The following is a 26,268-nucleotide window of genomic DNA, read 5'->3' as shown; positions in this document are numbered from 1 at the left end:
GCCCGGGACCTCGGGCAGGGAGAAAGGCACATCATGCAGATCGGCGTATTCAGCGTCAGCGACATCACCACTGACCCCACCACGGGCCACACACCTACGGAAAATGAGCGCATCAAGGCCTCGGTTGCCATCGCCAAGAAGGTCGAAGAAATCGGCATGGACGTGTACGCCATCGGCGAGCACCACAACCGCCCCTTCTTCTCTTCCTCCCCCACCACCACCCTGGCTTACATCGCAGCCCAGACCGAGCGCATCACGTTGTCCACGGCCACCACCCTGATCACCACCAATGATCCGGTCAAGATCGCCGAAGACTTCGCCATGCTCCAGCACCTCTCCGATGGCCGCGTGGATCTGGTCCTGGGCCGCGGCAACACCGCGCCGGTGTACCCCTGGTTCGGAAAGAACATCCAGGACGGCATCGAGCTGGCGATCGAAAACTACAGCCTGCTCCGCAAGCTGTGGGATGAGGACACGGTCAACTGGTCCGGCAAGTTCCGCACACCCCTGCAGAACTTCACCTCCACGCCACGGCCGCTCGACGACGTCGCCCCCTTCGTATGGCATGGCTCCATTCGCACGCCACAGATCGCAGAAGTCGCTGCCTACTACGGTGACGGTTTCTTCGCCAACAACATCTTCTGGCCCAAGGAGCACTACCAGCAGCTGATCGGCCTGTACCGTGAGCGCTACGAGCACTACGGACACGGCACGGCAGACCAGGCAATTGTTGGCCTTGGCGGTCAGTTCTTCATGAGGAAGAACTCCCAGGATGCTGTGAAGGAATTCCGCCCGTACTTCGACAACGCACCGGTCTACGGACACGGACCCTCGCTGGAGGACTTCACCTCCCAGACTCCGCTGACCGTGGGCAGCCCGCAGGAAGTCATCGAGAAGACCCTGACCTTCCGTGAGGCCTTCGGCGACTACCAGCGCCAACTGTTCCTGATCGACCACGCAGGCCTGCCGTTGAAGACCGTTCTGGAGCAGTTGGACCTCTTCGGCGAAGAAGTCTTGCCGGTTCTCCGAAAGGAATATGCCGCCATGAAGCCTGCTCACGTGCCTGACGCACCCACGCACGCCTCGCGCGTTGCCGCCGCCTTGGAAGCCAAGGTGGGGGAATCCGCAACCGCTGGTGCTGCGGGGCAGGACGCCTGATGTCCGGCCCTTCGGCGTCCTCCGCCGTTCGCCTCGCCGCCGAAACCTGGGAGTCGTTGTTCCGCTCCCAGGTGGCGGTGATGCGGAAGCTCCAATCGGGACCGGCGTTCAAGACACTCCCTGTCAAGGAATACGATGTCCTGTTTACACTGTCCAAATGCCCTTCGGGCCAGCTTCGGCTCAATGAAATCAACGACAAAGTCCTGTTGAGCCAGTCCAGCCTGAGCAGGTTGGTGGACCGCTTGGAAAAGCGCGGTTTAGTGGAGCGGACAACAGCGCCCGACGACGGCCGGGGAGTCCTGCTCTCACTCACCGAAGCCGGTAGCGAGCTCCAAAAAACCATCGGCCGTGAACATGTGCGGGACATCGCCAATCTGGTTGCGCCTGCGCTCACAGCCGCGGAGCAACAGGAACTGCTGCGGCTGACGGAGAAACTTCGCGCTTCAGTGGCCGGACACTAGGAAATTCTCCGCACTAACGCAAGCTGATGAGCTCCCGGGGGTCCTCCACCGGGAGCTCTCCGTTGACTGAGGCACTGACCTTGAGTGTCTTCAGGGTGAGGCTGCCCCCCACAGTGGACAGGAACGCCGTATCTGAAGAGTCCCGCCCGGCGGTAATGCGGAGCATGGATTCGCGGGGCGCGAGTCCGGTGGGATCAATAATGTGCCAAGCACCGTCGATGTGCGCCTCTGCAACGGCATGGAAATCCATCGGGCTCAACCCGGGCGCATACACCGCAGCCAAGCGCGCAGGAACATCTTTTGACCGCAAGAGGGCGATGGCCAGGTGAGCGAAGTCACGGCACACACCTTTCCGGTGAAGCAAGGTTTCCACGGCTCCATCAGTCCCCCGCGAGGACCCGCTGACGTAGCGCAGTTCCCCGTTCACCCAATCGCGGACTGCATGGAGCAGTTCGGCACCGTGCAGGCTTCCGAACTCCGCATAGGAGGTAGGAAGCAGCCTGTCCGACTCCGCGTACCGGCTGGGCCTGACGTACCTGATCAGTTCCATGGGACTGGATGTGTCCGGCTCCCCAAAACCATGGACCGTTGCCCGATAATCCACTGTCACCTCGCTCGGCTCGGTGAACTCCATGTAATGAAAGCGTCCACCGTGGTGGTCGCCGAGTTCGGCAAAAGGAACCTCGGCACCGTCACTTGTGATGGTCAGATTTTCCACCACGGACTCGTAACCGCGATTCTTGGCGACGGCTATGGCCATGGCCACCTTGGTGTTGGCTGCGGTCTTGAAAACGAGCGAGGCAGCAACATTGCGTTCCATTGATCTCCGGGGTGGGTTGCGGCGGGCAGCCCATGGCCGCCGTGTGGGTGAATCAGCCAATCGCAGGGCTACAGATTGACCTTCAGAGACAGTAGCATCCGCTGGACATTCGCAAATTCAGAACCATGAACCGCGTACTTCGCGGCCAGGTCCAATGTATCGAAAGCCTTGGCCGGGGCCACCTTCTCATCAGCGGCGAAAGCATGGATCGACGGGACGTCCCCAAAAGAGATATCCCCCTTTCCGGCAGGACCCAGAACCCTGTTCCGCAGCTCGCAGGACTGTCCATCAGCACCCGCCACCACGTTGGTGATGCCGTAGGAGCCAAAGAATTTGTAGCCTTGCACCACGCGGAAAACCACACGCGGGTCAATGGTATCCGGGCCGTCAGAGTGCGGGATGTCCAAAGGCACGCTGCTGATCACCACATAGGGGCGCGCCTGCCCGGCCGGGCAGTTGACAGGCGCGGCTTGAGGCAGCCCGGTGTGAAGCGTGGCCACATAGCGCCCTTCCGCATCCTTGATCTCTACCTTCACGGCGTTGGCCAACGATCCAGCCTCCGGAGTCGCCGACTGGGCAATCCATTCCTGAGGTAATTCGAAGCTGACCGTCTTGGCGGCATCTGTATACGTTTTCCACGACACCGCCGTTGCCACCGGGCTCGCACCGGCGCTGGCCGATGAGCTGGCGGTGCCTGCTGGTTCGCCGGGAGTTGCCGAAGGTGAGGCTGCCGCAGAGTCCGATGCCGGCGTCGTGCTTTCCGGTGTTGCCGTCTCCGATTCCGAACTGTTTGGCCGCGCGGAATCCGTGGAAGTTACCTGCGGGCCCTTGTTTTCGGCGGAGCACGCTGCCGTGCCCGCGACGACGCTGATCGCCAGTGTCAGCACGGCAAGCCGCCTGGGAGCGCAGCGTAAGTTCAGGATGCCCTTCATGACAACAGCCTATCGGCGGCGATCCCGCGACACGCACAGGACTAGGCTGAGGGTATGGCTCCCGATCAGCAGGACTACTTCGAGGACGATGTCCCCACCATGTCAGCGGTTGATATAGCCGACTGGCGGCTACGGACGTTCGCCCTCTACGACAAGGTGCGTCAACTCGCAGCCACCAACCCTTTCGACGCACACACGTTCTGGCGGCAGGAACGGGATCTGATGTTTGCTACGCATCCTGCTTCAGCGCTGACCGCGGACATGAAGGCCTCCTTCTCCGGACTTAAGACTGCCGGCTACGATCCTTCCTTCCGGAGGTACGCCGCGCTGTCACCCGAAGGAGCGGGCCAGGAGATGAACGTCCGAACGGGGACTGACGGGGTGGTGCCCTTCATCAGGATCGGAACTTTTGAGCTGCCCAGGCTGGGTTCCTTGGCCGCGTGGCAGCTGCGAAGCTATGGCGGCGGCATCTTTGTACCCTTCCGGGATGCAACCGCAGGCAAGGACGGCGGAAGCTACGGAGCAGGCCGGTATCTTCTGGACACTGTCAAGGGCTCGTTTCACGGGACGCGCAGGGCCGGGGCCGAACAAGAATTTGTCCTGGACTTCAACTTTGCCTACAACCCATCGTGCGCCTACAACGAAGCCTGGGCGTGCCCTCTGGCCGGACCAGCAAACCGGCTGGACACAGAGGTGCCGGTGGGAGAGCTCTACCTGGGCTAACCCAACAGTCCGCCACGGCCAAAAACTGCGAGCGCGCCTACTGCCGCCAGAATTGTCAGGGGTCCAACCATCAGGCCGAACACCGCATATCCTTTCCACTTGATCAGCACGTTCATGCGCAGCAACCGGTCATGCCACAACAGGGTGGCCAGTGACGCCCACGGCGTGATCAGCGGCCCCGCATTCACGCCCACCAACAGCGCTGCCATACGCTCCGGGCTTCCGGCCAATGGTTCGGCCAGGAGGTAGGCAGGGAGGTTGTTGACCACGTTGGACCCGAGGGCACCGGTCATGGCCAACCTCAATAGCTCAACAAACCCGCCGCCTTCGCCGGCCACCTGTCCGAGCAAACGGGACGCACCGAGGTATTGGGTGGCCTCAACCACCAGGAAAAGTCCGCAGGTGAACAACAGCAGTGACCATGGGATCAGCGTCACCTTGAGTACCTTGGGGCGCCGGAAGGCAAACATGGCCGCCAGGATCACTGCCGCCGCGGTGGCGGGGATCCATATGGCGGCCCCGGAAACCAGGGCCGGAAGGAGCAACACCAGGACAACTGCACTGCCCGCAAGCAGGACCCTGTCAGTGCCGCCGCTGGATAAGCGTGAGATGGGCGGACGGGCGGAATCAAGGGCGTAGGTCTTGCGCAGTTCGCGCCGAAAGATGACCCCTATGAAGGCCAAAGGAACCAGAACAGCGGCCAAAGAGGGCGCCCACATAAGTTGGGCGAACTGTGCGGGACTGATGCCGCCCAGGCTGTGTTGCGCCAAGAGGTTGGTGAGGTTGGAGATCGGGAGCAACAAACTGGCAGTGTTAGCCAGCCAAACAGTGGTCAGTGCGAAGGGCAGGACGGGGAGGCCGGCTTGGCGTGCGACCGTGACCACTACCGGGGTGAGGAGTACCGCGGTGGTATCCAAGGAAAGGAAGACAGTGCTCAACGTGGCAACCAGGGCCAAAAGTAGCCACAGCAGGACGCTCCGGCCCCGCCCCCATCCGCGCAGGTGGCGGGCAATCCACTGGAAAGCACCGGCTTCGCTGATTAGTTCTGTCACCACCGTCATGGCAACAACAAAGCCCAGGATGGGCGCCACCCGGTCCACAAGGACCGCCACTTCCTGCCAGGGCAGGACACCCGTGGCCACGGTGATCCCACCAGCCACGAGGAGGACCAACCCGATGATCGCCAGACGCATGGAACGGATTCTAAGCCCGGGTCCTGTGTTCTTCCTCCACGGCAGTTGATTCGGCATGGTGCGTGAAGGTGGCGTCACCGTCTTGTAAGCAATGGCAACCCCCAAAGCCGTACCGCGGAGCCTACGGTTGGACCATGAACAGACAGCGTCCCTTGACCCGGCTGCGGAGCGTGGACAGGCTGCGGAGCGTGATCCGGACCCACAGGATACTTGCACCTCTGGCAGCTGTGGTGGTCCTTGGCATGGTGGTTGTGGGGGCGGCCCTGTTCCAACCGTGGCGCATCTTCACCAGCAGCAGCGTCAATGAACCTCTGCCCACCGCGGCCGGTTCAGCGGGCGCATCGGCTCCCCCAACGTTGGAACCCGCAAAGCCACCTTCCCCGGCAGCGCCTGCGGCACCCGTGATTCTGGGCTCGGGTACTTTCCAATCACAAGAGCATGAGACCACTGGCACCGCCCGGTTGGTGAAGCTCCCTGATGGCAGCCATCTGCTCCGGCTTGAGGACCTGGCCAGCAGCGACGGCCCTGACGTGAAGGTCTGGTTGAGCAGCCTCGAGGCCGGGGGTGATTGGTTCAAGTACAGGTCCGGCCGCTATGTGGACCTCGGGCCGATCAAAGCCACGCACGGCAATCACAACTATGTTCTCCCGGCCGGAACGGACATCGCTGGCCTGACATCTGTGGTGTTGTGGTGCGACCGGTTCAGTGTTGCTTTCGGATCCGCCCCTCTCGCCTGATGCGTTGCGAGGCCCGCTCTGCGCCCCCAAAGGTGCGCGCAAGGGCGTAAAGCGGGCCTCACATCGGCAACCATCGCTTGGTGAGGACGTAGGATGTCATCATGACTTCGCCTCTTCCCCGACGTATCGCCCGTGTCCGGCCCGTACGGGAACCGCCAAAGGACGGCTTGGGCCTTGCCCGCCAGTTTCCTGACGAGCAGTTCTTTGTGGCTAACGACTCCCCCGATTTCGACTCCGTGGAAGGCAACCGGTGGACTGTAGTGGAGTCCCCTTTTCCGGCGTCGAGGGCAAATGCCAACAGCCCCTTCAGGGACGGATGGGAGCTCGGGGCGGTGGTCAACCAAGACGCGTTTACTTTCCTGGCTCCTTCAGTGCCTGTGAACGTCTTCGGTATGGCGCACAACACCGGGCAACCCGGCCGGGACCTGCCACCACAGGCCTTCCACAAAGCCGCGTCCAGCGTGATCGGCCCCGGCGAAGCCATCCAACTGAGCTCCTCCGTGGGTTACGTTGATCCGGAAGCTGAATTGACGGTGGTGGTGGGCCGGGTTGCGCGAGGCTTGACCTTGGAAACGGCGGGATCGGCAATTCTGGGGTACACCATCGGCAACGACGTCTCCGCCCGCGACCTCCAGAAGAGCGACGAGTTGTGGATCAGCGCAAAGAGCCAGGACACCTTCACGCCGGCTGGCCCGTGGATGGTCACAGACCTGGACCACTCGGATCTTGAGATCGGCATAGTCCACAACGGCAAAGCCCTCAAGACAGCCAGTGCAGCGGACCTTGGCTGGAAAGTTGAGGAGATCCTGGTCTACCTGAGCTCGTTCATGACCCTCCAGCCCGGCGATCTTGTCCTCACAGGCTTCCCTGCAGAGTGCGCACGCATCCAACCAGGGGACACTGTGATGTGCCGTATAGAAGGAATCGGCGAGCTTTACAACCCCGTCACCGGCGCTTCATGGGAACATCAGCCCGCTTAGTGTGTCAGGCTTAACCCATGGAGATAGCTGCGGAGGCCACAGAGCTACGCCCATCTCCCCCACATAGCCAGCAGCGCAAACGGCACCGCGGACTCCTGAAGTACCCGGTAGTGCGGCAATTGATCCGTTTCACAGGCGTTGGAATCGTGTGCACGGCAAGTTCGCTTGCCATCTACGCCGTGCTGCGTCCATGGATTGATCCCCAGTTGGCCAACGCCGTTGCCCTCATTGTGACCTCGTTGATGAACACTGCACTGAACCGCAGGCTGACGTTCAAGATCACCGGCCGTAAAAAGCGTGCGAAGGATCACCTCAGTGGAGTGATAGTGATTGGCATCGCGCTGATCATTACCGGCGGGAGCTTGGGCGTGTTGCATCTTCTGCGGCCGGAAGCCACGGTCACTGAGGAGTTGTGGACCACTACGTTGTCCGGTTTCGTGGCCACAGCGGTCAGGTTTACCTTGCTGCGGCATTGGATTTTCAGGCGCGCACGGCACGTCTGAGCACCCAGGCAATGGTTATTGCTTTTGTTGCGGGGCAGTCAAGTTCCTGACACGCCCGACGGCGGTTTCCACAGCGGCGGCGGCTTGTTCCAGCTCGGCGTCTGTGATGGTTGATGTGAAGCTGAAACGTACAGCCGTCTGGGCGGTTTCCGGGGCGATGCCAAGTGCTACCAGTACTGGCGAGGGCGCATCTGATCCCGCCGCGCAGGCCGAGCCACTGGAACACACCACGCCGAGCCGCTCCAGCTCCAGCAGCACCGACTCGCCACTGGTTCCGGGGAAGCAGAACGAGGCTACCGAGGGGAGTCGTTGGGTGGGGTGTCCGGTGAGCAGGGCGCCGGGTACGGTGGCGAGGATCCGCTGGATGAACTGATTTCTCAGCTCGGTAACACGTGTTGCCTGTCCGGGCTGCTCAGCGTGTGAGAGCCTGAGCGCGGTGGACAGTGCCACAGCCCCTGCAACGTTCTCCGTGCCCGAGCGCTTCGCCTTCTCCTGTCCCCCACCATGAACCAGGGGCTCGACGCGCAGGCGGCCTTTGGTGAACAAGACACCGGATCCCTTGGGCGCACCAAGTTTGTGCCCCGAAATACTCAAGGCGTCCACCCCAAGCGCTTTGACGTCCAGCGGTAACCATCCGGCGGCCTGTACCGCGTCCGTGTGGAACGGCACGCCATTTTCCCGGGCCACCGCCGCCAATGCTGCAATGGGCTGGACGGTTCCAACCTCGTTGTTGGCGTACATGATGCTCACCACAGCGGTTTGGGACCCCAACACCGCCCGAAGCTCATCAACGGAGACCAATCCCTCCGCGTCCACCGGGAGCACGTCCACGCTGAATCCATGCACGCGCTCAAGGTAGCGGGCTGATTCTTCCACGGCTGGATGCTCGATCGCGCTGATCACTATGCGGTTCAGCGAAGGGTCCGTCCCGTGCCGGGCCAACGCAATGCCTTTGACCGCAAGGTTGTCCGCTTCCGTGCCTCCCGAGGTGAAAGTTACCTCGCCGGCGCGGCAATTGAGGACCTTCGCGACGCCGGCGCGGGCCTCTGCGAGCGCGGCTGCTGCCGTTTCACCGAGGCTGTGATGGCTGGAGGGGTTGCCGAACTCACCGCTCAGGTAAGGCCACATGGCCTCAAGGGCCTCACGGCGAACCGGAGTAGTGGCTGCGGCGTCGAGGAAGATCATGGGTGTCAGGCTGTCTTTAGAACCACGTCGAGGCCCAGGTCAAGTGCGCTCACGCTGTGGGTCAGGCCGCCAATGGAGATGACGTCCACGCCCGCAGAAGCGATCTCGGTGACGGTGTTGATGTTCACGTTGCCGCTGGCTTCCACCACGGCACGCCCGTCTACCTGCTTGACGCCGGCGCGGAGCTCCTCGATGGAGAAGTTGTCCAGCATGATGGTGTCCACGCCGGCCGCCAGGACGGGCTCAATCTGATCGGCCCGGTCCACCTCAACTTCGAAGTGTGTGGTGTGGCCCAGCTGGGCTTTCGCGGCAATCAGCAGCTCGGTCAGTTTGCCGGAGTCGCCTCCGGTCATGACGGCCAGGTGGTTGTCCTTGGCCAGTACGGCGTCGGAGAGACTGTATCGGTGGTTCGCTCCCCCGCCGCAGCGCACTGCGTAGCGCTCCAGGACCCGAAGGCCGGGCGTGGTCTTGCGGGTGTCAGTGATCCGTGCCCGTGTTCCTTCAACCAAACGCACGAACTCCGCGGTCTTGGTGGCGATGGCACTCATCCGTTGCACCAGGTTCAGGCTCACCCTTTCGGCAAGCAGCACCGAGCGGGCACTGCCGCTGACCCGGGCGAGGTGGGTTCCGGCGTCGAACGCTTCACCGTCGGCGAAGAGCAACTCCACCTCAGTGCCCGGGTCCACGAGCTTCATGGCATCGCGGAAGACGGTTCCGCCGCTGAAGACGCCGGGTACGCGCGCGTTCAACACTGCCGTTGCACGGGCGTCAGCGGGGATCAGCAGTTGAGAGGTGATGTCGCCGCTGGGCGCGTCCTCCGCGAACGCCCGCTCCAGGATGTCCCGGACGGGGGCTGCAGGGAGGGTCAGGTTAGTCATGGACGAGGCTCACTTTCCGGCTCATGGTGTAACGCTTGTCAAAATCTTCGACGACGGCGGGTTCCTGCACGCTGTCACTGCGGTAGTGCGCCCCCAATGACTCCCGCCGTTCCCGGGCCGAATGCACCAGCAACTGCGCCGCCAGCAACAAATTCGAATCCTCATGCACCCGAACATCCAGGGAATCGGGAACATTCAAGGGCAGAACATCCCCTGCCCAAGCCGCCAACGCCACCCCGGCCTCACGAATCAGAACGCCATCACGCAACACACCGGCCTTGGCAGTCATCAACCGCCGCAAAGCCCCCCGGGAAAACGTTCCCGCGCGAGCAAAAGAAACCTCCCGGGCGCCCGGCCCAGGCAAAGACTCAAACTCCCAGTAAACCGGCTTCGGGACAACGTCGTGCCCCCGGGCGAGCGATGGCGCGAACAAGTCCCTGTTGGACGGAACCGGGTTGAGGTCAACTACCGGTAGTTCCAGAGGTCCCGACAGCGCCGTTGTCGCGTGAGTGGTGCGTTCGCTCTGGTCGACTGGCGGAGTCCCGGCAGCGTGCGTAAAAGCGAGGCCGCCCGCGGCCGAGTTAGCACGCAGAGGGACTGCGTCTGGCGACCCGCCGGACAAGCCAAGGAAACCCTCAACGGCACGCCTTCCGAACACGAGGCCTTCGAGGAGGGAGTTGCTCGCCAAGCGGTTGGCACCTTGCACCCCGGTACAGGCCACTTCGCCGGCCGCCAGGAGCCCTGGAACGGAGGTCCGGCCGTAGAGGTCGGTCACCACCCCGCCCATCCAGTAGTGGGCCGCTGGTGCCACGGGGACCAGTTGGGTGGTCCAGTCGATTCCGGCTTGCCTGGTCCGTTTGCTGAGGTTGGGGAAGCGCTTGGCCAGGAAGCCCCGGCCCCGCTGTTGTTCAATCACGGTGGCATCGAGGAAAACGTGACCGTTGAGGTCCTCGAGTTTTGCCAGGTGCAGGGCGATGCTGCGGGAGACGACGTCCCTGGGGGCGAGCTCGGCGTCAGCGTGGTAGTCGGGCATGAAGCGGTGGCCGTTGGCATCGAGCAGGATGGCACCTTCTCCACGAACTGCTTCAGAGATGAGCAGGGGGTCGCTATTGCCCTCGGTTTCCCGGGCGTCCTCGGCAAGAACCATGCAGGTGGGGTGGAATTGGAAGAACTCCAGGTCTGCCACGGCTGCACCCACACGCCATGCGAGCGCCAGGCCATCTGCCGTGGCCACTGCGGGATTGGTTGTTTGGGCGAACAGCTGCCCGGCTCCCCCTGTGGCGAGCAGGACGGAGTCGCCGTGGACGCCGAGGTGGCGCCCGTCGTGAAGGAAGTTGGCTCCCACCACGCGGCTTCCCTGTTCTCCACCCAAAGAGAGCGAGGTGACGTGGGCGTGCCCGATGACCTGGATTTTTCCTGCTGCCTGGAAGTCCAGAACGGTCTTGATCAGCGCGGCGGCGACCCCCGCACCGGTGGCATCGCCACCGGCGTGCAGGATGCGTGGCGCTGAGTGGGCGGCTTCGAGACCCAAGGCGGGATCGCCGTCGTCGTCAAGGTCGAAGCGAACGCCGAAACGTCCCAGCCCTGCGATGTCCGTCCGCGCCTCGGTGCATAACACCCGGACAGCTTCTTCATTGCAGTGGCCCGCTCCGGCTTTGAGAGTATCCGCGATGTGGGCTGCCACAGTATCGCCGGGGGCCGGCTCATCCAAAACAGCGGAGATCCCGCCTTGGGCGTAGTAAGTATTGCTGTCGGCCAGGGCACCTTTGGTTAACAGCACCACTTCCGCGCCGGCATCTGCAGCAAGCAGGGCTGAGTACAGTCCCGCGATCCCGCTTCCGACGACGACCAGCCGTTGGGGGGCGGGCCCGCCGGTAAGGCTCTCTGTAGTCATGTGAGGCTCGATTCGGCTAGTCGGGCGGTTTTGCCCGGATAGTTGTGCCGGTCTGTTGGTGCCGGTTGGCTGATGCCGGTCTGTCTAGGCAGGTTTGGCTGCCAGCATGCGTTCCAGCGCAATCTTGGCGTTGTCCTGCACGGAGTCGTCAACGGTGATGCGGTTGACGATCCGCCCCTCCACGAGTTCCTCCAGAACCCAGGCGAGGTACCCGGGGTGGATGCGGTACATGGTGGAGCATGGGCAAATAACGGGATCGAGGCAGAAAATGGTGTGCTGCGGGTTTTCGGCGGCGAGCCGGTTCACCATGTTGATCTCGGTGCCGATGGCGAACGTTGCGGGTTCGGTGGCGGCGGCGATGGCCTTCTTGATGAAGTCCGTGGATCCGGCAGAGTCGGCGGCGTCCACAACCTCCATGGGGCATTCAGGGTGGACTATGACGTTGGCGCCCGGGAAGTCTTGGCGCGCTTTCTCGATCTGGCCCACGGTGAAGCGCTTGTGTACTGAGCAGAAGCCGTGCCAGAGGATGACGCGTGAGTCCAGCAAAGCTTGTTCGTCGTTGCCGCCCAGTTCCTGGCGCGGATTCCACATGGGCATCTGCTCGAGCGGGACGCCCAGCGCCTTGGCGGTGTTGCGGCCCAAGTGTTGGTCGGGGAAGAACAAGACCCGCTGACCACGTTCGAAGGCCCACTCCAGAACCACTTTGGCGTTGGAGGAGGTGCAGACAATTCCCCCGTTCCGCCCGCAGAACGCCTTCAACGCAGCAGAGGAGTTCATGTAGGTGACGGGGATGACCGGCACCCGTCCGGAGTTGTCCGGTTCCGTGCCGAAGATTTCTTCAAGCTGCTCCCAGCATTCCTCCACGGAATCTTCATCTGCCATGTCCGCCATGGAGCATCCCGCGGCGAGGTTGGGCAGGATGACGGCTTGTTCAGGCGTGGAGAGGATGTCCGCTGTCTCGGCCATGAAGTGGACGCCGCAGAAGATGATCGCCTCGGCGTCCGGCTTGGTCAGGGCTGCATTGGCGAGCTGGAAGGAGTCGCCTACGAAGTCCGCGTACTGGATGACTTCGTCACGCTGATAGAAGTGGCCCAGGATGACGGCACGGTCCCCGAGTGTCGCTTTGGCGGCCCGGATGCGGGCGTCCAGTTCGGCGTCGGTGGCTTTTTTGTACTCTTCGGGAAGCTGACCTTGGCGCGGCGTGGCTTTGGGGGCGACGTCGTCGCTGGAGGCACCCGGGCCATAGGCGGGCTCACCGACAAGGGACTCTGCGAGATCGTATTCCCAGGGGCCCCTGGCCAAGGCCGGACTGCACGTGGACCCTGCGCGCGAGAGGCCTTTCTCGGCTTCTTCGCGAGTGATCAGCTGGACGGCAGTGTTGACGCTGCTCATGGTGTACTCCTGTTATCTGGCCCGAGGCCGGGCGTGCCGGTGAAGCGGTAGAGGCGTGGCGGGCGGTGCTTACCGCCTTGCAGGTATTCACCGGTTTCTTCGATTTCCGGTGTTGCCTTGACGTGCCTGCGGAAGTTTGCGGGATCGAGCTGGCGATCCAGCACAGCCTCGTAGACTTCGCGGACTTGGGCGAGGGTGAAGAACTCCCCCAGCAGGTGGTACGCAATGGACCCGTAGGCCATCTTGTTGCGGAGCCGCCACAGGGCGTAGTCCACTATTGCGTTGTGGTCGAAGGCCAGTTCGCCGAGCCTATCGGCCCGGAACCAGCGCACATTCTCGGATTCATCAGCAAGGGCGGCCTCGGTGGGCTGCACCAGGGCCCAGTACACGATTGAGACGACCCGCTGGGTGGGTGACCTGTGGAGGCCTCCGAAGGCGTAGAGCTGCTCGAGGTAATGGGGTGCCAGGCCGGTGGTTTCGCGGAGGTTCCGGGAAGCCGCGTCCTGGAGCGATTCGTCATGGGCCAAGGGTCCTCCGGGGAGCGCCCACATGTCTTTGTACGGCTCACGGATGCGGCGGACCAGTGGCAACCATAGTGTGGGGCGCCCGGACGTCTCGCTGGGCCGAAGGGCGAAGATCACCGTTGAAATAGCCAACGACGGCGGTGCGAGCCGCCGCTCGGCGACGTTGGCTGAGTTGGTGTTCACGGCGTTCACCTCGCTTCATCGCCGTCCGAAATGCTCCCCATTTACAGCGAAGCACTAGTTAAAGTCACCTTGACTAGAACTAATGGTACGACTCAAGAGGCGCCAAGCAAAATGCTTCACGTCACACTGGCTTGGCTGCCGCTTCCATCAACGGCAGAGTGCGGCCCTGGATGTGACTGTTCAGGACGATGACCGACGAGCACCGGACCACCGACTTGGTGGCGATCATGGCATCCAGGACGCGCTGCATATCCGGGTTGGACCGCGCCGCGATCCTCACCATCAGATCCGAATTTCCCGTGACTGTATGGACCTCGATGATTTCCGGGATGGCGCCCAGGCTTTCAATGATGGCGTCGTGGCCGATCTCCTGCGTGATGGTGACCGAACAGAACGCCACCACGGGAAAGCCGAAATTGGCCGGATCAGGCTGTGGAACCCAGGATCCGATGACCCCGTTTTCGATCATCCTGTCGATCCGGGACTGCACCGTAGCCCTGGCCACCCTGAGCACGCGGGAGGCCTCCAGCACTGAAGATCGCGGTGAATCAGTGAAGAAACGTACAATTTTTGCATCAAGCGCATCGACCAGCATCAAAGTTCCTGTCCCCGGGGATCCGTACCCATCACATCGCTACAGCAAAAAGTGATGTATCTTACAAACTGCGAGAATTATTCCACGGCTCTTGCTGCGTCGTCGACGCCCGCGTGCCACGCCCATGAGGCCAACACGCCAAACCAGCATGCAATCCATAGAAGGTAGACACGTATGACAACGAAGTCCATCGCGGCTCCTGCCCCAACTTCCGGCCTCGGCCACTCGCTCAAGCCGCGCCAGCTCACCATGATGGGGCTCGGCAGCGCGATCGGCGCAGGCCTCTTCCTGGGCTCGGGAGCGGGCGTCCAGGCCGCCGGTCCGGCAGTGCTGATTTCCTACCTCGTGGCCGGCACACTGATCATCCTGGTGATGTGGGCCCTTGGCGAGATGGCGGCCGCCAACCCCAACAGCGGCGCATTCTCCGTGTATGCAGAAAAAGCCATGGGCAGGACTGCCGGCGGAACCATCGGCTGGTTGTGGTGGCTTCAACTGGTGGTGGTCATTGCCGCCGAAGCCCTTGGTGCGGCCGGGCTGCTGTTCTCCATCTGGCCCGTCATCCCCGTGTGGGTCCTGGCATTGGTCTTCATGGTGGTGTTCACCGGCATCAACCTGGTGGGCGTCCGCAACTTCGGCGAGTTTGAGTTCTGGTTCGCCATCCTCAAGGTCGCCGCAATCATCATCTTCCTGCTCATCGGCGCTGCCCTGCTGTTCGGCTGGCTGCCGAACGTCCCCTCCCCCGGCTTCTCCGCATTCGGCGACTTTGCTCCCAACGGGATCGGTGGCATCGCCGCCGCGTTGTTCGTGGTGATCTTCGCCTTTGGCGGGACCGAAATCGTCAGCGTTGCTGCCGCCGAAACCGAAAATCCCGCGCACAGTGTCGGCAAGGCCATCCGTACGGTTGTGTGGCGCATCCTGGTCTTCTACATCGGCTCAGTGTTCGTGATCGCAGCCGTTCTCCCCGTGGGATCTGAAGGACTGAAGTCTCCGTTCGCGGGCGTCCTGGACCTGGCAGGCATCCCGGGAGCCGGCGCCGCCATTACCCTGGTAGCCGTAGTCGCTCTTCTGTCCGCCCTCAACGCCAACCTGTACGGCGCCTCCCGCATGATCTTCTCCCTCTCGGAGCGCGGCGAAGCCCCACGCTTCCTGTCCCGACTCAGTGGCTCGAAGGTTCCCGTTGCCGCCGTCGCAATTTCTGTTGCCTTCGGCTTTATTGCCACGGTTCTCGAACTCCTGTTTCCGGAGAAAATCCTGCCTGCGCTGTTGAACCTGGTAGGTTCCACCTGCCTGGTGGTCTGGGGTACGGCACTGGTGTCCCAGTTCATCCTTCGCCGCAGGGCTGACAGGGAAGGCACCGAGCTGCCATTGCGCATGAAGGGTTTCCCCGTCCTCACCCTTGTGGGCCTTGCCCTGCTGGGCCTGATCCTGGTGGTGGGCTTCGCCAACCCGGAGAGTGCCGGGCAACTGATCGGAACATTCGTCCTGATCGTCCTTATCGCAGCCGGCTGCTTTATCAACGCCAGGGCAAAAGCTGCCAAGCACTCCACGCGCGTCGAATAACCGTTCTGCTTATCACCGCGAAGAAGCCCTGCACAGTTTGTACTGTGCGGGGCTTCTTAGTCTGCCCAAATTGTACAAAGTGTTCCGTTTGAACTGAGCTGATTGCGCACACGCCCACCCGGTGACTAGGGTCACACCATGACTACCAAAGCCGTGCGGGGAGCCGTCGATGATGACGCGGCCCCGCTCACCCACCATCAACTTCGTGAGCTTTACACGCTCATGGCAGCCGTACGGCACCTGGACACCTGTGCGGTCGCCTGGCAGCGCCAAGGCATCATTCCCGGCTACGCTCCGGAGCTTGGCCAGGAGGCGGCTCAGGTCGGGAGCGGGTACGCCGTGGACCGGACGCGCGACTTCGTCTTCCCCACGTACCGCGAAATGGGGGTAGCCCGGGCCATGGGCCTGGACATGGTGGGTTACATGTCCACGCACAAGGCCACGTGGCACGGCGGCATGTACAACCCGCTGGAGTCCAGGTTCGCCCCCATCCAGGCAGTAGTAGCAGGTTCGGTGCTGCATGCAGTGGGCTGGGCCCACGGCCAAACCCTGGCCGACCACGCAAGGGGTGGGATGGGCGTAGCCATGACCTACTTCGGCGACGGCGCCTCCTCCCAGGGCGACGTCCACGAAGCCATGAACTTCGCCGCCGTCATGAAGGCCCCCGTGGTCTTCTTCATTCAGAACAACGGCTGGGCCATCTCAGTCCCCACCGAACACCAGGTAGCCGGCGGCTCCGTGGCGGCCCGTGCTGCAGGGTACGGCATTCCCTCCTTGCAGGTGGACGGCAATGACGTTGTAGCGGTCTACGAAGCGACGCGTTCGGCTTTCGCACACTGCCGCGCAGGCGATGGCCCTGTAGTCATCGAGGCCATGACCTACCGCCGCGGCCCGCACTCCACCGCAGATGATCCCGGCCGATACCGCACGCTGGAGGAGGAACGCCTGGATGCCGGCGTTGATCCGCTGGAGCGCTTCAAGCAGCGGCTCCTCGCCGAAGGCGTAGCCGACGACGCCTTCTTCGCTGAGGCACAGCGCCTCGCGGAAGAGGAAGAAGAAGCAGTCCGTGCGGGCATAGCGGACCTGGGTCCGCGGCCCGGGGCTGAAATGTTCAGCATGGTCTTCCAGGAACCAACGCCCGCACTTCAATCCCAGGCCACAGCGTGGCGCGAGGAGTCCGAACATGTCTGAGACCACCACGGCGCTGGCCGGCACTGAGACTGCCGCAGCAGGCCTCCAGCAGATGTCCATGCAACAGGCACTCAACCGGGCCTTGGACGAGATCCTGGCCGAGAACCCCAAGACTGTCATTTTCGGCGAGGATTGCGGCCGGCTGGGCGGGGTTTTCCGCATTACCGACGGACTGCAGGACAAGCATGGCCAGGACCGCGTCTTCGACACCCCGCTGGCCGAGTCCGGCATCCTCGGCATGTCCGTGGGCCTGGCCATGGCAGGCTTCCACCCCATCCCCGAGGTCCAGTTCGACGGTTTTGCCTACCCGGCCATCAATCAGATCGTCTGCCAGATTGCCCGCATGAACTACCGCAGCCGCGGCACGCTGCCCATGCCCATCACCTTGCGGGTACCCAGCTTCGGCGGCATCCGCGCACCCGAACACCACGGCGAAAGCCTGGAGGCACTCTTCGCCCACGTCCCGGGGCTCAAAGTGGTTTCCCCGTCCACCCCGCACGATGCCTACCATCTGCTGAAGTACGCTGCCACCCGGCCGGACCCGGTGATTTTCATGGAACCGAAGTCCCGCTACTGGCAGAAGGGGCCCGTGGACCTCACCTCCGCGGTGCCTTGCGAACCAACGCACGACGCCGAAACGTCCAACGGCGGCGACCTCACGGGCGCCCGCGTGGCCCGGGAAGGACGCCACCTCACCCTCGTTGCCTGGGGTGCCATGGTGGCCCGCTGCCTGCAGGTTGCCGAACTGGCAGCCGAAGACGGAATCGACGTGGAGGTTTTGGACCTGCGCTGGCTGAAGCCGATTGATGCTGAAGCGTTGGCAACCTCCGTGGGGAAGACGCGGCGCGCCGTCGTCGTCCATGAAGCGCCGCTGACCTCCGGGCTGGGTGCCGAAGTGGCCCAACTCATCACACAGAGCTGCTTCGCAACGCTCAAGGCGCCGGTGGAGCGTGTCACCGGCTTTGACGTGCCTTATCCTTCCGGGGACCTGGAAGACGAATACATCCCCAACATCGATCGCATCCTCTTTGGGATCCAACGTGTACTGGAGTACCGCCGTGGCTGAAATTTCCTTCCCGCTTCCCGATCTCGGCGAAGGCCTTATTGAGGCAACCGTGCTGGACTGGCTCGTGGAGCCAGGTCAGCAGGTGGAACGCAATCAGCCGATCGTGGAGCTCGAAACCACCAAGTCAGCCCTCGAATTGCCCAGCCCGCAGGCGGGTAAAGTGGTGCGTATTCACGGAGCGCCCGGTGAGACCATCAACGTTGGCGAGCCGCTGATCGTGTTCGAGGTCCCGGATGACACCGCCGGGATCGTGGGCACTGTTCCGAAGGACGAAGCACCCAAGCGCCGGGTCCGCCTGAGCGCCGTACTCGATGAGGACTGACATGATGACCGGCAGGCACACCATGGAACAGCACAGGCACACAGTTGAGGGCACGGACCCGGGGCTGTATGTGGAAGTCCACGAGCCCGGCACCGATGCCGGCCTGCGGCCTGTCCTGCTGATCCACGGCTTCTCCTCCTCCACCAAACTGAACTGGGTGGACAGCGGCTGGATCACCACCTTGCAGGATGCAGGACGCCGGGTGATCACGGTCGACCTCCCCGGTCACGGCAGAAGCCACTCCCCTGAGGACCTGGACTCGTACACACCCAGCCGTATCCGGGCCGACCTTCTCCAAATAGTGACCGACGCCGGAGCCCGGCCCCTGCGCGACGGCGACCCTTCCACCGGCCTGGACGTCATTGGCTACTCTCTGGGTTCACGGCTGGCATGGGAATTCGGCGCCACCCAGCCGGACCTGGTTCACCGCATCGTGTTGGGCGGACCCAGCTCGGCTGATCCGTTGGCCGCTTTCGACCTCATTGCCGCCCAGCGGCATCTATCCGACGGCACGCCCATTGAGGACGCGTCCACGGCCGGGCTGCTGAAGATGGCCCAAATGCTGCCCAGCAACAACCTGTTTGCAATGTTGTCGCTGATTGAGGCCATCAAAGGCGAACCCTTCGATCCCGCCGAAGCCGCCCCTCATATGCCCTTGTTGCTGGTAGCCGGAGAGAAGGACGAACGGGCAACCACCATGCCGGAACTGGCCGCTCTCGCCGGAAAACGCGGCGGCATGGTGGAGACCCTGGTGATCCCGGGGCGTACTCATACCAACGTGATAACCAGCCGGGCGTTCAAGGAAGCTGCCGTTCAATTCCTCGGGGTGTAGTTCTCAGGCTGCCTGCAGTCTCAGCGGGCCAGTCGCTCGGCGTTAAGGCTCATCCGTTCCAGCACGCTCAATGCCATGGCGTACTCGTCCATGCCGATTCCCATGGATAAGTCCTGGCGTGCATCGTCGATCAGGCGTTGGGCTTGGTGGTATTTCTCCCGGCCACGTTCGCTCAGTGCCAGCCTGTGATCGATCATGGTGATCAGCCCATGCCCTACCAAGGCAGCAAGTTCCCGCTCACGCAGCCTGGTATCGCCACCCCACAGCGGCTGAAGGATGTCCTCCAGCTGATCCGGCAGCATGGCACCATCCGAAAGCGCACCCAAGATGTGCCATTGGCGTCGGGTGAGCTTGATCCTGGCCAGGGTGGCATCCAACTGGACGTCCAGTGCGGCGTCGAGCCTCTTGATCCAATATCCGATGGGCTTGTTCACAAGGCCATGCTTTCAGCGGGGGCCGCACCGGGCAAGGTGTGGACTGTAGGCTGGACATGCAACGAATTACGTGGAAGTGGAGCAGATGGGCATGCGTTTCAAGGACCGCGCGGAAGCCGGTCGACGCCTGGCTGAAGGACTCCCCCAACTAAGGGAACGGCCGGACACCATCGTGTTGGGCCTGGCCCGTGGCGGAGTCCCGGTAGCCGCTGCAGCAGCTGCAGAGCTTTACCTGCCCTTCGGTGCCGTACTGGTCCGCAAGCTGGGCATCCCCGGCCGTGACGAGACCGCCTTCGGGGCCTTGGCGTGGTCGCAGGGCGACGTCCTTCGAATGGTCAACAGGCCCCTGAAGGAACTCATCCTCGCCCACGGAATTTCCCAGTCCGCCCTGGATGCCGTGGAATCCCATGAACGTGCCGAACTGATCCGCCGCGCCAAAACATATCCGGGCATCGACCACGATCTTCGGGGAAAGACAGTCGTGTTGACCGACGACGGACTCGCCACAGGCGCCACCATGCGGGCAGCTGTGGAATCAGTCCGGGCCGGCGGTGCAGCTACGGTGGTGGCCGCGGTGCCCGTGGCATCATTGGAAGCCTCAACGTCCTTGGCCCGGGTATGTGACTTCGTCATGGCCTTGCACACGCCCGGCAAGTTCCATGCTGTTGGCGCTTTCTACGAACGTTTCGAGCAGTTGACCGACGCCGACGTCGTAGGTCAACTCAAAGGTGCCGGTGCAGGCGGGCGCTAGCAGCGCAAAGACGGGCGCGGTCCAGCTGGACCGCGCCCGTCTTTTCCTTGTCCCCTGTTAGTGGTGAACGCTGTATCCCAGCGGACGGCCACGGGTTTCCTTGGCGAGGATCACGCCAATTGCGGAGATCACGCACAGAACCATGATGTAGATGCCCACGGAGCCGGACCACTTGGTGGTGTCCAGAAGCGCCTGTGCGATCAGCGGAGCGAAAGCACCACCCAGGATGGCGCCCAATGCGTAACCGATGGAGATTCCGGAGTAGCGGACCTGCGCCGGGAACATCTCGGCGTACATGGCGGACATGGGCCCGTAGGACAGGCCCAAGCCGATGGTGAGGACGAACAGGGCCGTACCGTAGAGCACGATGTCCTTGGAATCGATCAGAACAAACATGGGAATCATCCAGGCGAAGACCAGGCCGTAACCGATCAGGAACGTCTTGACGCGGCCAATCTTGTCCGACAACCAGCCGCCCACCATGGTGAAGATCAGCCAGCCGAAGGACGCCACGGTGGTGGCCAACAGTACCTGCGGCGTGGGCATCTTCAAGGTACGCGTGGCGTAGGAGATGAAGAAGGCAATCAGCAGGTAGCCTGCGGCGTTATTGGCGATGAAGATCAACGCTGCAAGAACAACTACCTTCTTGTTCTTACGGAACAGTTCGCCCAGGGGCGCCTTGCTCTCGGCCTTCCGCTGGGCGATCTCCTTGAAGACAGGGCTCTCACCAACAGCGCGGCGGATGAGGTAGCCCACCACAATGAGGACCACCGACAACAAGAACGGCACACGCCAGCCCCATGAAGCAAAGTCTTCCTTGGACATTCCCGACTGCAGCAGGAACAGCAGGCCCGTGGCCAGGATCATGCCGATGGGAACGCCGATCTGCGGGTAAGCACCGAAGAGCCCGCGCTTCTTGAGCGGCGCATGCTCCACAGCCATGAGTGCAGCACCGCCCCACTCTCCACCGGCCGAGAACCCTTGGAGCACGCGCAGGGTGATCAGCAAGATGGGCGCCCAGACGCCGATGGTGGCGTAGGTGGGCAGCAAGCCGATCAATGCAGTGGCAGCACCCATCATGACCAGTGTCATGACGAGTACAGCCTTGCGGCCCATCCTGTCCCCGAGGTGTCCGGCGACGAACGCCCCGAGGGGGCGGAACAGGAAGCTGATGCCAATTGTGGCGAACGACAGGAGCTGCGCGACTCCGGGATTGGACTTCTCAAGTGGAGAAAGGAACAACGGGGCCAACAGCGTAGCCGTGAGCTGCGCGAAGATGAAGAAGTCGTACCACTCAATGGTGGTGCCCACCAACGTCCCGGCCAGTACCCTGCGCTCTTCGCGCTTGCTGCTGGGGCCTGACGGGGAGTCGACAGTGGAAGTTGCGGTCATTGGAACTCCATGGGGTGAGAGTGACTGGTCGGCGCTTGACTTGCATTAACCGACAGAACGGTCAGTTAGGAAAGAATACTACAACCTGTGAGCCAAAGCACAGACCCCTGCGGTGTGGGCCACCATAGAATGGTTCGCATGAATCCCCGCAGCGACGTCAAGGGCCCACCTGAAGCATCAACCCAGGTTCCGCCGTCGCAAACCCTCTCCCGCGGAATCCGCGCGCTGGAGATCCTCGCGGCCGCCGAACGCCCCCTCAGCATCGCCGAACTCACCGAAGCCCTGGGCGTCCACCGCTCCGTGGCATACCGAATCCTCCGGACACTTGAGGACCACTCGCTGCTGGTGCGCGACGACTCCGGACGCGTTCAACCCGGCCCAGGACTCTCAGTCCTGGCCCGCGGCGTGTCACGAAGCCTCCAAACAGCCGCGCTCCCCGAACTCACGCAACTGGCCAACACACTGCACATGACAGCCTTCGTCGCGGTGTGGGACCACCAGGAATGCGTCAACCTGGTCACCGTTGAACCACGGCACTCCGGCACCGCCCTCGCCCAGCATCCCGGCAACCGCCACCCCATCGCCACCGGCGCCCCGGGGATTGCCATCCAATCAACCATGACCGAAGAGCGGTGGCAGCAAGTAGGAGCCCCGAACCCCTACCGCGCCGAAGCCCACGAAGCCCGTCGCCTCGGCTATGCCACCAGCCATGACGAAGTCATCGCCGGCCTATCCTCCATTGCCGCCCCCATCCGGGTCCCGGGCGGACGGCCGGCAGCGATCGCCGTCGTCTATATCCGCCTGGATCAAGACGCCGATGCCGTGGGCAAAGCGCTCGCCGCCAGTGCTGCCCGGATCGAAAGCCAACTGGCCTGATCCTTTCCTTGCAGGTCAAGCGCTGTGCCCCACAGCACAAGACGATGGTGGCTGTGAAGCGAATACTCGGATGAAGGACCGGACATGCCGTCCGGTCCTTCTTTCGAGCCCGAGAAGGAACCCATGAGCCTGAATCTCCTAGACACCTCCAACTGGCTGCCGTTGGACGGCCTGGCGCCCGGCTTCGATGCCAATAAAGCCCCCATTGTGCAAGACCTGGCAGGAAAACAGTTCTCCCTCAACAATGACGGCGGCCCCATGACGTTCAGCTTCGGCGACGAAGAAGTTCACTGGGCTGCAGCCGGCCATTCAGGAACCGCCCCCTATGAGGCCTTTCTGGTAGCCGAGGAACTGTACTACGCCCAATGGCAGAGCCAACAGGATCCCAGGCTTGCCGTCTCCCTGGTCCTTGACCTGCTGCACGGCAGGGCGCTCTACATTGGCGCCGCGCTCGGCAGGGCAACGGCCTCCAGCGTCGCCGTCCAGCACGATTTCCGCCCAGGGACGCTCGATGGTCACCTCAGCACGGGAGCGGCAATTTCAGAAAGCAACGCACTCATTGGCCGCCGCGTTGAGTGGGTCTACAGCGAATCCCACGCCTATGAGCACATCTATCTGAGCCCCACCTGGTACACCTGGCAGTGTCTGGCGGGTCCTGAGCGCGGACTGGCGGACACGGATTCCAACACCGTTTTTCAGGTCCGCCCCGGAATCTTCGTGTTCACATGGCGGGAGAAAGTCATCCCCTGCGGTTCAGTCACCATCGCGGACCACCGTGATCCCCACGCCATCAGGTCCCACGGCAGCCTCTTCGGATGGGACGAGGCAGGCACTGAACCGGTGCACTTCACTTTCGGCGCACACGGACGCCTGATCAGCATCAGCCATCACAGCCCGGGACTCAACCCGGCTACAGGAATGTAAACAACCAGACACAGAAAGGAAGCCCCGGCGAGAGGAACGTTCGCCGGGGCTTCCTTTCTGATTGAGAGGTTCTCAGTCTTCAGACCCATGGCCGATCCGGGCATACAGTTCCGGCTGCGAGCGCCGGAGACGCAGGCCCCAGATGAGACCAACAACTCCGGGCAGCAGCACCAGCATCGGCAGGACAAACGACGCCGCTGTTGACTCGGTCTGCCCCAGCAGGACATTGAAGTTGGCCATGATGAGCACAAAGACAACGGCCAGAAGCACGAAACCCAGGCCGGGAGCGATCACCCTGACCCATAGGCTTGCCCCGTGCCGCTGGCGGCGGAAGAATCCGATCACCGCCACCGACACCACGGCCATCAGCAGCACCAGCCCCATGGCGCCGCTGTTGGTTAGCCACGTGAACATGGTCAGCACGGGGTACAGCTCGCCCATTTCGGAGCCGGAGCCGGCAATAGCGAAGGCGATGGTTACGACGACGGCAATCACCGTCTGCGCCAGAGAACCGGCGAAGGGTGCCCCGCTTTCGGCCCGAACCTTGGCCAGGGCCGACGGCAGGACACGCTCGCGGCCGAGGGAGAAGAAATAGCGGGCTACGGCGTTGTGGAAGCTGACGAGTGCGGCGAAGAGGCTGGTGACAAAGAGGATCTGGGCGATGTCACTGAGCAGCACGCCGCCGTGCGTGCCGAGGAAGGCGAAGATCATGTCCGGGCCATTGGTGGTGGCTGCCTCAATGACGGCGGAAGGTCCCGCACCGACGGTCATGGCCCAGGCAGAGATTGCGTAGAAGACAGCGATGATGCCAACGGCAGCGAAGGTTGCCCGGGCTACGGTGCGCTTGGGGTCCTTGGACTCTTCACCGTAAATGGCAGCGGATTCGAAGCCCATGAAAGCCGCGATTCCGAACGAGAGGACCGCTCCGATCCCGGGAACAAACAGGCTTTCCGGGCTGAAGGTTACTGCGCTGATGCCCTCGGGTGCCACTGCGAGGCTGATGACGTCATAGGCAATGACCACCAGGAACTCCAGCGCAACCAGGACACCCAGCACCTTGGCGGACAGGTCCACCCTGTTCACGCCCAGCCATCCCACGATTGCGATGCACACCAGCACGGGAATCCACCACGGCACGCTGATGCCAAGCCGGGCGGACAGCAGCGATGAGACGGTGAAGCCGAACAACCCGTAGATGCCCACCTGCATAAGGTTGTAGGCCATGAGGGCAATCAGCGATGCTCCCACGCCGGCCGGCCTTGAGATGCCTTGCGCAATGTAGGCGTAGAAGGCCCCGGCATTGGTGACGTAGCGGCTCATTGCGGCGTAACCCACAGCGAACAGGGCGAGGATTGCGCCAAGGATCAAAAAGGACAGCGGAACGCCGGTGACGCCGGTGACCGCGAAGGTGGTGGTTACGCCGCCCGCGAGCACAGTCAGCGGCGCCGAGGCCGCGATAATCATGAAGGTTACTGCCGGTACGCCGAGCCGCCTCTTAATGTCTGCGGCTCCGGCGGCCCTGCCCTTGACGGGGTTGTCCACGCTCATAGTGTGCTCCTGCCTCGGTGCCGCGGGAGATTGCGCGGCACGGTGTCTGTCATTCCGCAATCTTCCACCGCCAGGTACCTAGGTGACTTGTCTCACACGGCAGGGTGTTTGTCGGTGCACGCAAGCACGGGCGCAGGGGCCGCCCGGTGTAGAATCGTGGGCAAGCTCACGTCCGCACAACCGGGCATTCCCGGCATCAGTGGCAGCGGCGCCGCGGGCCACTTAAAAGGAGTTTGATGACCGTCGCGGCTGATACGGGCCCCGCAACTGTGGAAACCATCGTGGCGGAGTCGTTCCAGGAGTGGAGCAAGGCAATCTCCACCTCCTTCGTTCCCCTGTTGGCAACAGGTCCCAACAATTCATCGTTCCAAGCCACTGATTTCCGCGGCACCATGCGTGCACGGGTGCTGGGACAGATCTCCGTAGTGGAAATTACCGCCGGGCCGCACACTGTCCAGCGCACACCGGAGCTGATTGGCAAGTCCACAGGACGCTACTTCAAACTCAGCATCCAGCTGGCGGGATCGGGTCGTCTGGTTCAGGACGAACGCGAGGCAGTGCTGCTCCCCGGCGACCTCTCCATCTACGACACCTCCCGCCCGTACCAATTAACGTTCGACGACGACTTCCGCACTTTGGTGCTCATGTTCCCGCATGTCCTGCTGGACTTGCCTGCTGAAGCAATGGGACATGTGACGGCCCTGCGCATTCCGGGCGATGAGGGCCTGGGCGAACTCATCAGCCCCTTCCTGGTAAAGCTGGCCGATAACCTCGAGGCCCTCTCCGGCACCAACGGGCTCCGGTTGGTCCATAACGCTTTGGACCTGGTGACCACGCTCTTCAACGGTGAACTCGATCAACTGATCGAAACAGGCAGGGATCCACATTTGCTGCTGCTTGGCCGCATCCATGACTACATCGAGGCAAACCTGGGTGACCCCGAGCTCTCCCCGGGAACCATAGCCGCTGCACACTACATCTCCACCCGGCACCTGCACGACCTCTTCCAGGAAATCGGAACCACAGTGGCTGCCTCCATCCGGCAGCGGCGACTGGAACGGTGCCGGCGGGACCTTAGGGACCCAGTGCTGGCCGATCGACCCGTAACAGCCATCGCGGCACGGTGGGGATTTACTGATGCTGCCCATTTCAGCCGCATCTTCCGCGCAGCTTTCGGGAACTCCCCCACCGGCTACCGCAACAGCCACTGACAG

27 protein-coding genes are annotated in these 26,268 nt (G+C 62.8%); 15 read left to right on the top strand and 12 right to left on the bottom strand.

All coding sequences use genetic code 11. The features are described 5' to 3' along the window. The first annotated feature begins 33 nt into the window (after positions 1-33). Both BACI9J_RS07720 and BACI9J_RS07715 read left to right on the top strand, forming a co-directional pair. On the top strand, positions 34-1,158 hold the full coding sequence (locus BACI9J_RS07720) for an LLM class flavin-dependent oxidoreductase (RefSeq protein ID WP_159733870.1): 1,125 nt from the start codon (positions 34-36) through the stop codon (positions 1,156-1,158). After that, positions 1,158-1,619, top strand: a complete 462-nt coding sequence (locus BACI9J_RS07715; RefSeq protein WP_159733869.1) for a MarR family winged helix-turn-helix transcriptional regulator — start codon at positions 1,158-1,160, stop codon at positions 1,617-1,619. Before BACI9J_RS07720 ends, BACI9J_RS07715 begins: the two co-directional genes overlap by 1 nt. Before the next feature lie 13 nt (positions 1,620-1,632). Here BACI9J_RS07715 and BACI9J_RS07710 read toward each other — a convergent pair whose 3' ends face one another. Together BACI9J_RS07710 and BACI9J_RS07705 are read right to left on the bottom strand one after the other, a co-directional pair. Further along, positions 1,633-2,439 carry a transglutaminase-like domain-containing protein gene (locus BACI9J_RS07710; RefSeq protein WP_159733868.1) on the bottom strand — a complete coding sequence of 269 codons (807 nt, stop codon included), beginning with the start codon at positions 2,437-2,439 and terminating at the stop codon, positions 1,633-1,635. A 68-nt stretch (positions 2,440-2,507) separates the two neighbouring features. Further along, on the bottom strand, positions 2,508-3,371 hold the full coding sequence (locus BACI9J_RS07705) for a hypothetical protein (protein WP_159733867.1): 864 nt from the start codon (positions 3,369-3,371) through the stop codon (positions 2,508-2,510). Between the two features lie 54 nt (positions 3,372-3,425). On the opposite strand from BACI9J_RS07705, the gene BACI9J_RS07700 reads away from it, so the two are divergent. After that, positions 3,426-4,094 (top strand): DUF1684 domain-containing protein, encoded by a 669-nt coding sequence (locus BACI9J_RS07700; RefSeq protein ID WP_159733866.1) that lies wholly within the window; start codon positions 3,426-3,428, stop codon positions 4,092-4,094. On the opposite strand, the gene BACI9J_RS07695 is transcribed toward BACI9J_RS07700, so the two are convergent. Then, a complete protein-coding gene (locus BACI9J_RS07695; RefSeq protein ID WP_159733865.1) occupies positions 4,091-5,287 on the bottom strand; it encodes an SLC13 family permease in 1,197 nt (398 codons plus the stop codon). The genes BACI9J_RS07700 and BACI9J_RS07695 overlap by 4 nt on opposite strands. Before the next feature lie 134 nt (positions 5,288-5,421). Between BACI9J_RS07695 and BACI9J_RS07690 the strand changes: the two genes are divergently transcribed. From BACI9J_RS07690 to BACI9J_RS07680, 3 genes are all read left to right on the top strand, one after another. Further along, on the top strand, positions 5,422-6,024 hold the full coding sequence (locus BACI9J_RS07690; protein WP_236558580.1) for a DM13 domain-containing protein: 603 nt from the start codon (positions 5,422-5,424) through the stop codon (positions 6,022-6,024). Positions 6,025-6,125: 101 nt separating this feature from the next. Next, positions 6,126-7,004, top strand: coding sequence for a fumarylacetoacetate hydrolase family protein (locus BACI9J_RS07685; protein ID WP_159733864.1), 879 nt, complete (start codon positions 6,126-6,128; stop codon positions 7,002-7,004). Between the two features lie 17 nt (positions 7,005-7,021). Further along, on the top strand, positions 7,022-7,507 hold the full coding sequence (locus BACI9J_RS07680) for a GtrA family protein (protein ID WP_159733863.1): 486 nt from the start codon (positions 7,022-7,024) through the stop codon (positions 7,505-7,507). A gap of 15 nt (positions 7,508-7,522) precedes the next feature. Here BACI9J_RS07680 and BACI9J_RS07675 read toward each other — a convergent pair whose 3' ends face one another. From BACI9J_RS07675 to BACI9J_RS07650, 6 genes are all read right to left on the bottom strand, one after another. Next, entirely contained in the window at positions 7,523-8,692 is a 1,170-nt protein-coding gene (locus tag BACI9J_RS07675; RefSeq protein WP_159733862.1) for a cysteine desulfurase family protein, read from the bottom strand. A gap of 5 nt (positions 8,693-8,697) precedes the next feature. Beyond that, the gene (gene nadC, locus BACI9J_RS07670) at positions 8,698-9,570 is read right to left on the bottom strand and encodes a carboxylating nicotinate-nucleotide diphosphorylase (protein ID WP_159733861.1); all 873 of its coding nucleotides are present in this window, start codon (positions 9,568-9,570) and stop codon (positions 8,698-8,700) included. Beyond that, positions 9,563-11,464: an L-aspartate oxidase gene (locus BACI9J_RS07665; RefSeq protein ID WP_159733860.1), complete on the bottom strand. Its 1,902-nt coding sequence runs from the start codon at positions 11,462-11,464 to the stop codon at positions 9,563-9,565. Before BACI9J_RS07665 ends, nadC begins: the two co-directional genes overlap by 8 nt. A gap of 84 nt (positions 11,465-11,548) precedes the next feature. Beyond that, positions 11,549-12,856, bottom strand: coding sequence for a quinolinate synthase NadA (gene nadA, locus BACI9J_RS07660; protein WP_159733859.1), 1,308 nt, complete (start codon positions 12,854-12,856; stop codon positions 11,549-11,551). After that, positions 12,853-13,572, bottom strand: coding sequence for an NUDIX hydrolase (locus BACI9J_RS07655; protein WP_159733858.1), 720 nt, complete (start codon positions 13,570-13,572; stop codon positions 12,853-12,855). The genes nadA and BACI9J_RS07655 overlap by 4 nt, the downstream gene beginning before the upstream one ends. 112 nt (positions 13,573-13,684) lie before the next feature. Beyond that, positions 13,685-14,158, bottom strand: a complete 474-nt coding sequence (locus BACI9J_RS07650; protein WP_159702128.1) for an Lrp/AsnC family transcriptional regulator — start codon at positions 14,156-14,158, stop codon at positions 13,685-13,687. A gap of 174 nt (positions 14,159-14,332) precedes the next feature. Here BACI9J_RS07650 and BACI9J_RS07645 point away from each other — a divergent pair, with 174 nt between their 5' ends. The 5 genes from BACI9J_RS07645 to BACI9J_RS07625 all read left to right on the top strand — a co-directional run bounded on the left by BACI9J_RS07645 (position 14,333) and on the right by BACI9J_RS07625 (position 19,129). After that, a complete protein-coding gene (locus BACI9J_RS07645) occupies positions 14,333-15,718 on the top strand; it encodes an amino acid permease (RefSeq protein ID WP_159733857.1) in 1,386 nt (461 codons plus the stop codon). A gap of 138 nt (positions 15,719-15,856) precedes the next feature. Next, complete coding sequence (locus BACI9J_RS07640; protein ID WP_159733856.1) at positions 15,857-16,909, top strand: thiamine pyrophosphate-dependent enzyme; 1,053 nt, start codon at positions 15,857-15,859, stop codon at positions 16,907-16,909. Then, positions 16,902-17,975, top strand: coding sequence for an alpha-ketoacid dehydrogenase subunit beta (locus BACI9J_RS07635; protein ID WP_159733855.1), 1,074 nt, complete (start codon positions 16,902-16,904; stop codon positions 17,973-17,975). Before BACI9J_RS07640 ends, BACI9J_RS07635 begins: the two co-directional genes overlap by 8 nt. Then, the gene (locus tag BACI9J_RS07630; protein WP_159733854.1) at positions 17,968-18,297 is read left to right on the top strand and encodes a biotin/lipoyl-containing protein; all 330 of its coding nucleotides are present in this window, start codon (positions 17,968-17,970) and stop codon (positions 18,295-18,297) included. Before BACI9J_RS07635 ends, BACI9J_RS07630 begins: the two co-directional genes overlap by 8 nt. 1 nt (position 18,298) lies before the next feature. Then, entirely contained in the window at positions 18,299-19,129 is an 831-nt protein-coding gene (locus tag BACI9J_RS07625; protein ID WP_159733853.1) for an alpha/beta fold hydrolase, read from the top strand. 20 nt (positions 19,130-19,149) lie between these two features. Here the strand turns inward: BACI9J_RS07625 and BACI9J_RS07620 are convergent, their stop codons facing one another. Further along, entirely contained in the window at positions 19,150-19,563 is a 414-nt protein-coding gene (locus BACI9J_RS07620) for a MarR family transcriptional regulator (RefSeq protein WP_159733852.1), read from the bottom strand. Positions 19,564-19,648: 85 nt separating this feature from the next. Here BACI9J_RS07620 and BACI9J_RS07615 point away from each other — a divergent pair, with 85 nt between their 5' ends. Continuing rightward, positions 19,649-20,314: a phosphoribosyltransferase gene (locus BACI9J_RS07615; protein WP_236558839.1), complete on the top strand. Its 666-nt coding sequence runs from the start codon at positions 19,649-19,651 to the stop codon at positions 20,312-20,314. A gap of 57 nt (positions 20,315-20,371) precedes the next feature. Here the strand turns inward: BACI9J_RS07615 and BACI9J_RS07610 are convergent, their stop codons facing one another. After that, a complete protein-coding gene (locus BACI9J_RS07610) occupies positions 20,372-21,706 on the bottom strand; it encodes an MFS transporter (protein WP_159733850.1) in 1,335 nt (444 codons plus the stop codon). A 129-nt stretch (positions 21,707-21,835) separates the two neighbouring features. On the opposite strand from BACI9J_RS07610, the gene BACI9J_RS07605 reads away from it, so the two are divergent. Together BACI9J_RS07605 and BACI9J_RS07600 are read left to right on the top strand one after the other, a co-directional pair. Further along, complete coding sequence (locus BACI9J_RS07605; protein ID WP_159736396.1) at positions 21,836-22,582, top strand: IclR family transcriptional regulator; 747 nt, start codon at positions 21,836-21,838, stop codon at positions 22,580-22,582. A gap of 123 nt (positions 22,583-22,705) precedes the next feature. Beyond that, complete coding sequence (locus BACI9J_RS07600) at positions 22,706-23,506, top strand: MoaF C-terminal domain-containing protein (protein WP_159733849.1); 801 nt, start codon at positions 22,706-22,708, stop codon at positions 23,504-23,506. Positions 23,507-23,578: 72 nt separating this feature from the next. Here BACI9J_RS07600 and BACI9J_RS07595 read toward each other — a convergent pair whose 3' ends face one another. Then, a complete protein-coding gene (locus BACI9J_RS07595; protein ID WP_159733848.1) occupies positions 23,579-25,054 on the bottom strand; it encodes an APC family permease in 1,476 nt (491 codons plus the stop codon). 236 nt (positions 25,055-25,290) lie between these two features. Between BACI9J_RS07595 and BACI9J_RS07590 the strand changes: the two genes are divergently transcribed. Beyond that, complete coding sequence (locus tag BACI9J_RS07590; protein ID WP_159733847.1) at positions 25,291-26,265, top strand: helix-turn-helix domain-containing protein; 975 nt, start codon at positions 25,291-25,293, stop codon at positions 26,263-26,265. Positions 26,266-26,268 lie beyond the last annotated feature (3 nt).

The organism is Arthrobacter sp. 9V (assembly GCF_902506065.1).
Classification (GTDB): Bacteria; Actinomycetota; Actinomycetes; order Actinomycetales; family Micrococcaceae; genus Arthrobacter.
The sequence above is the reverse complement of the archived record's forward strand: the minus strand, read 5'-3'. Positions and strand labels throughout refer to the sequence as shown.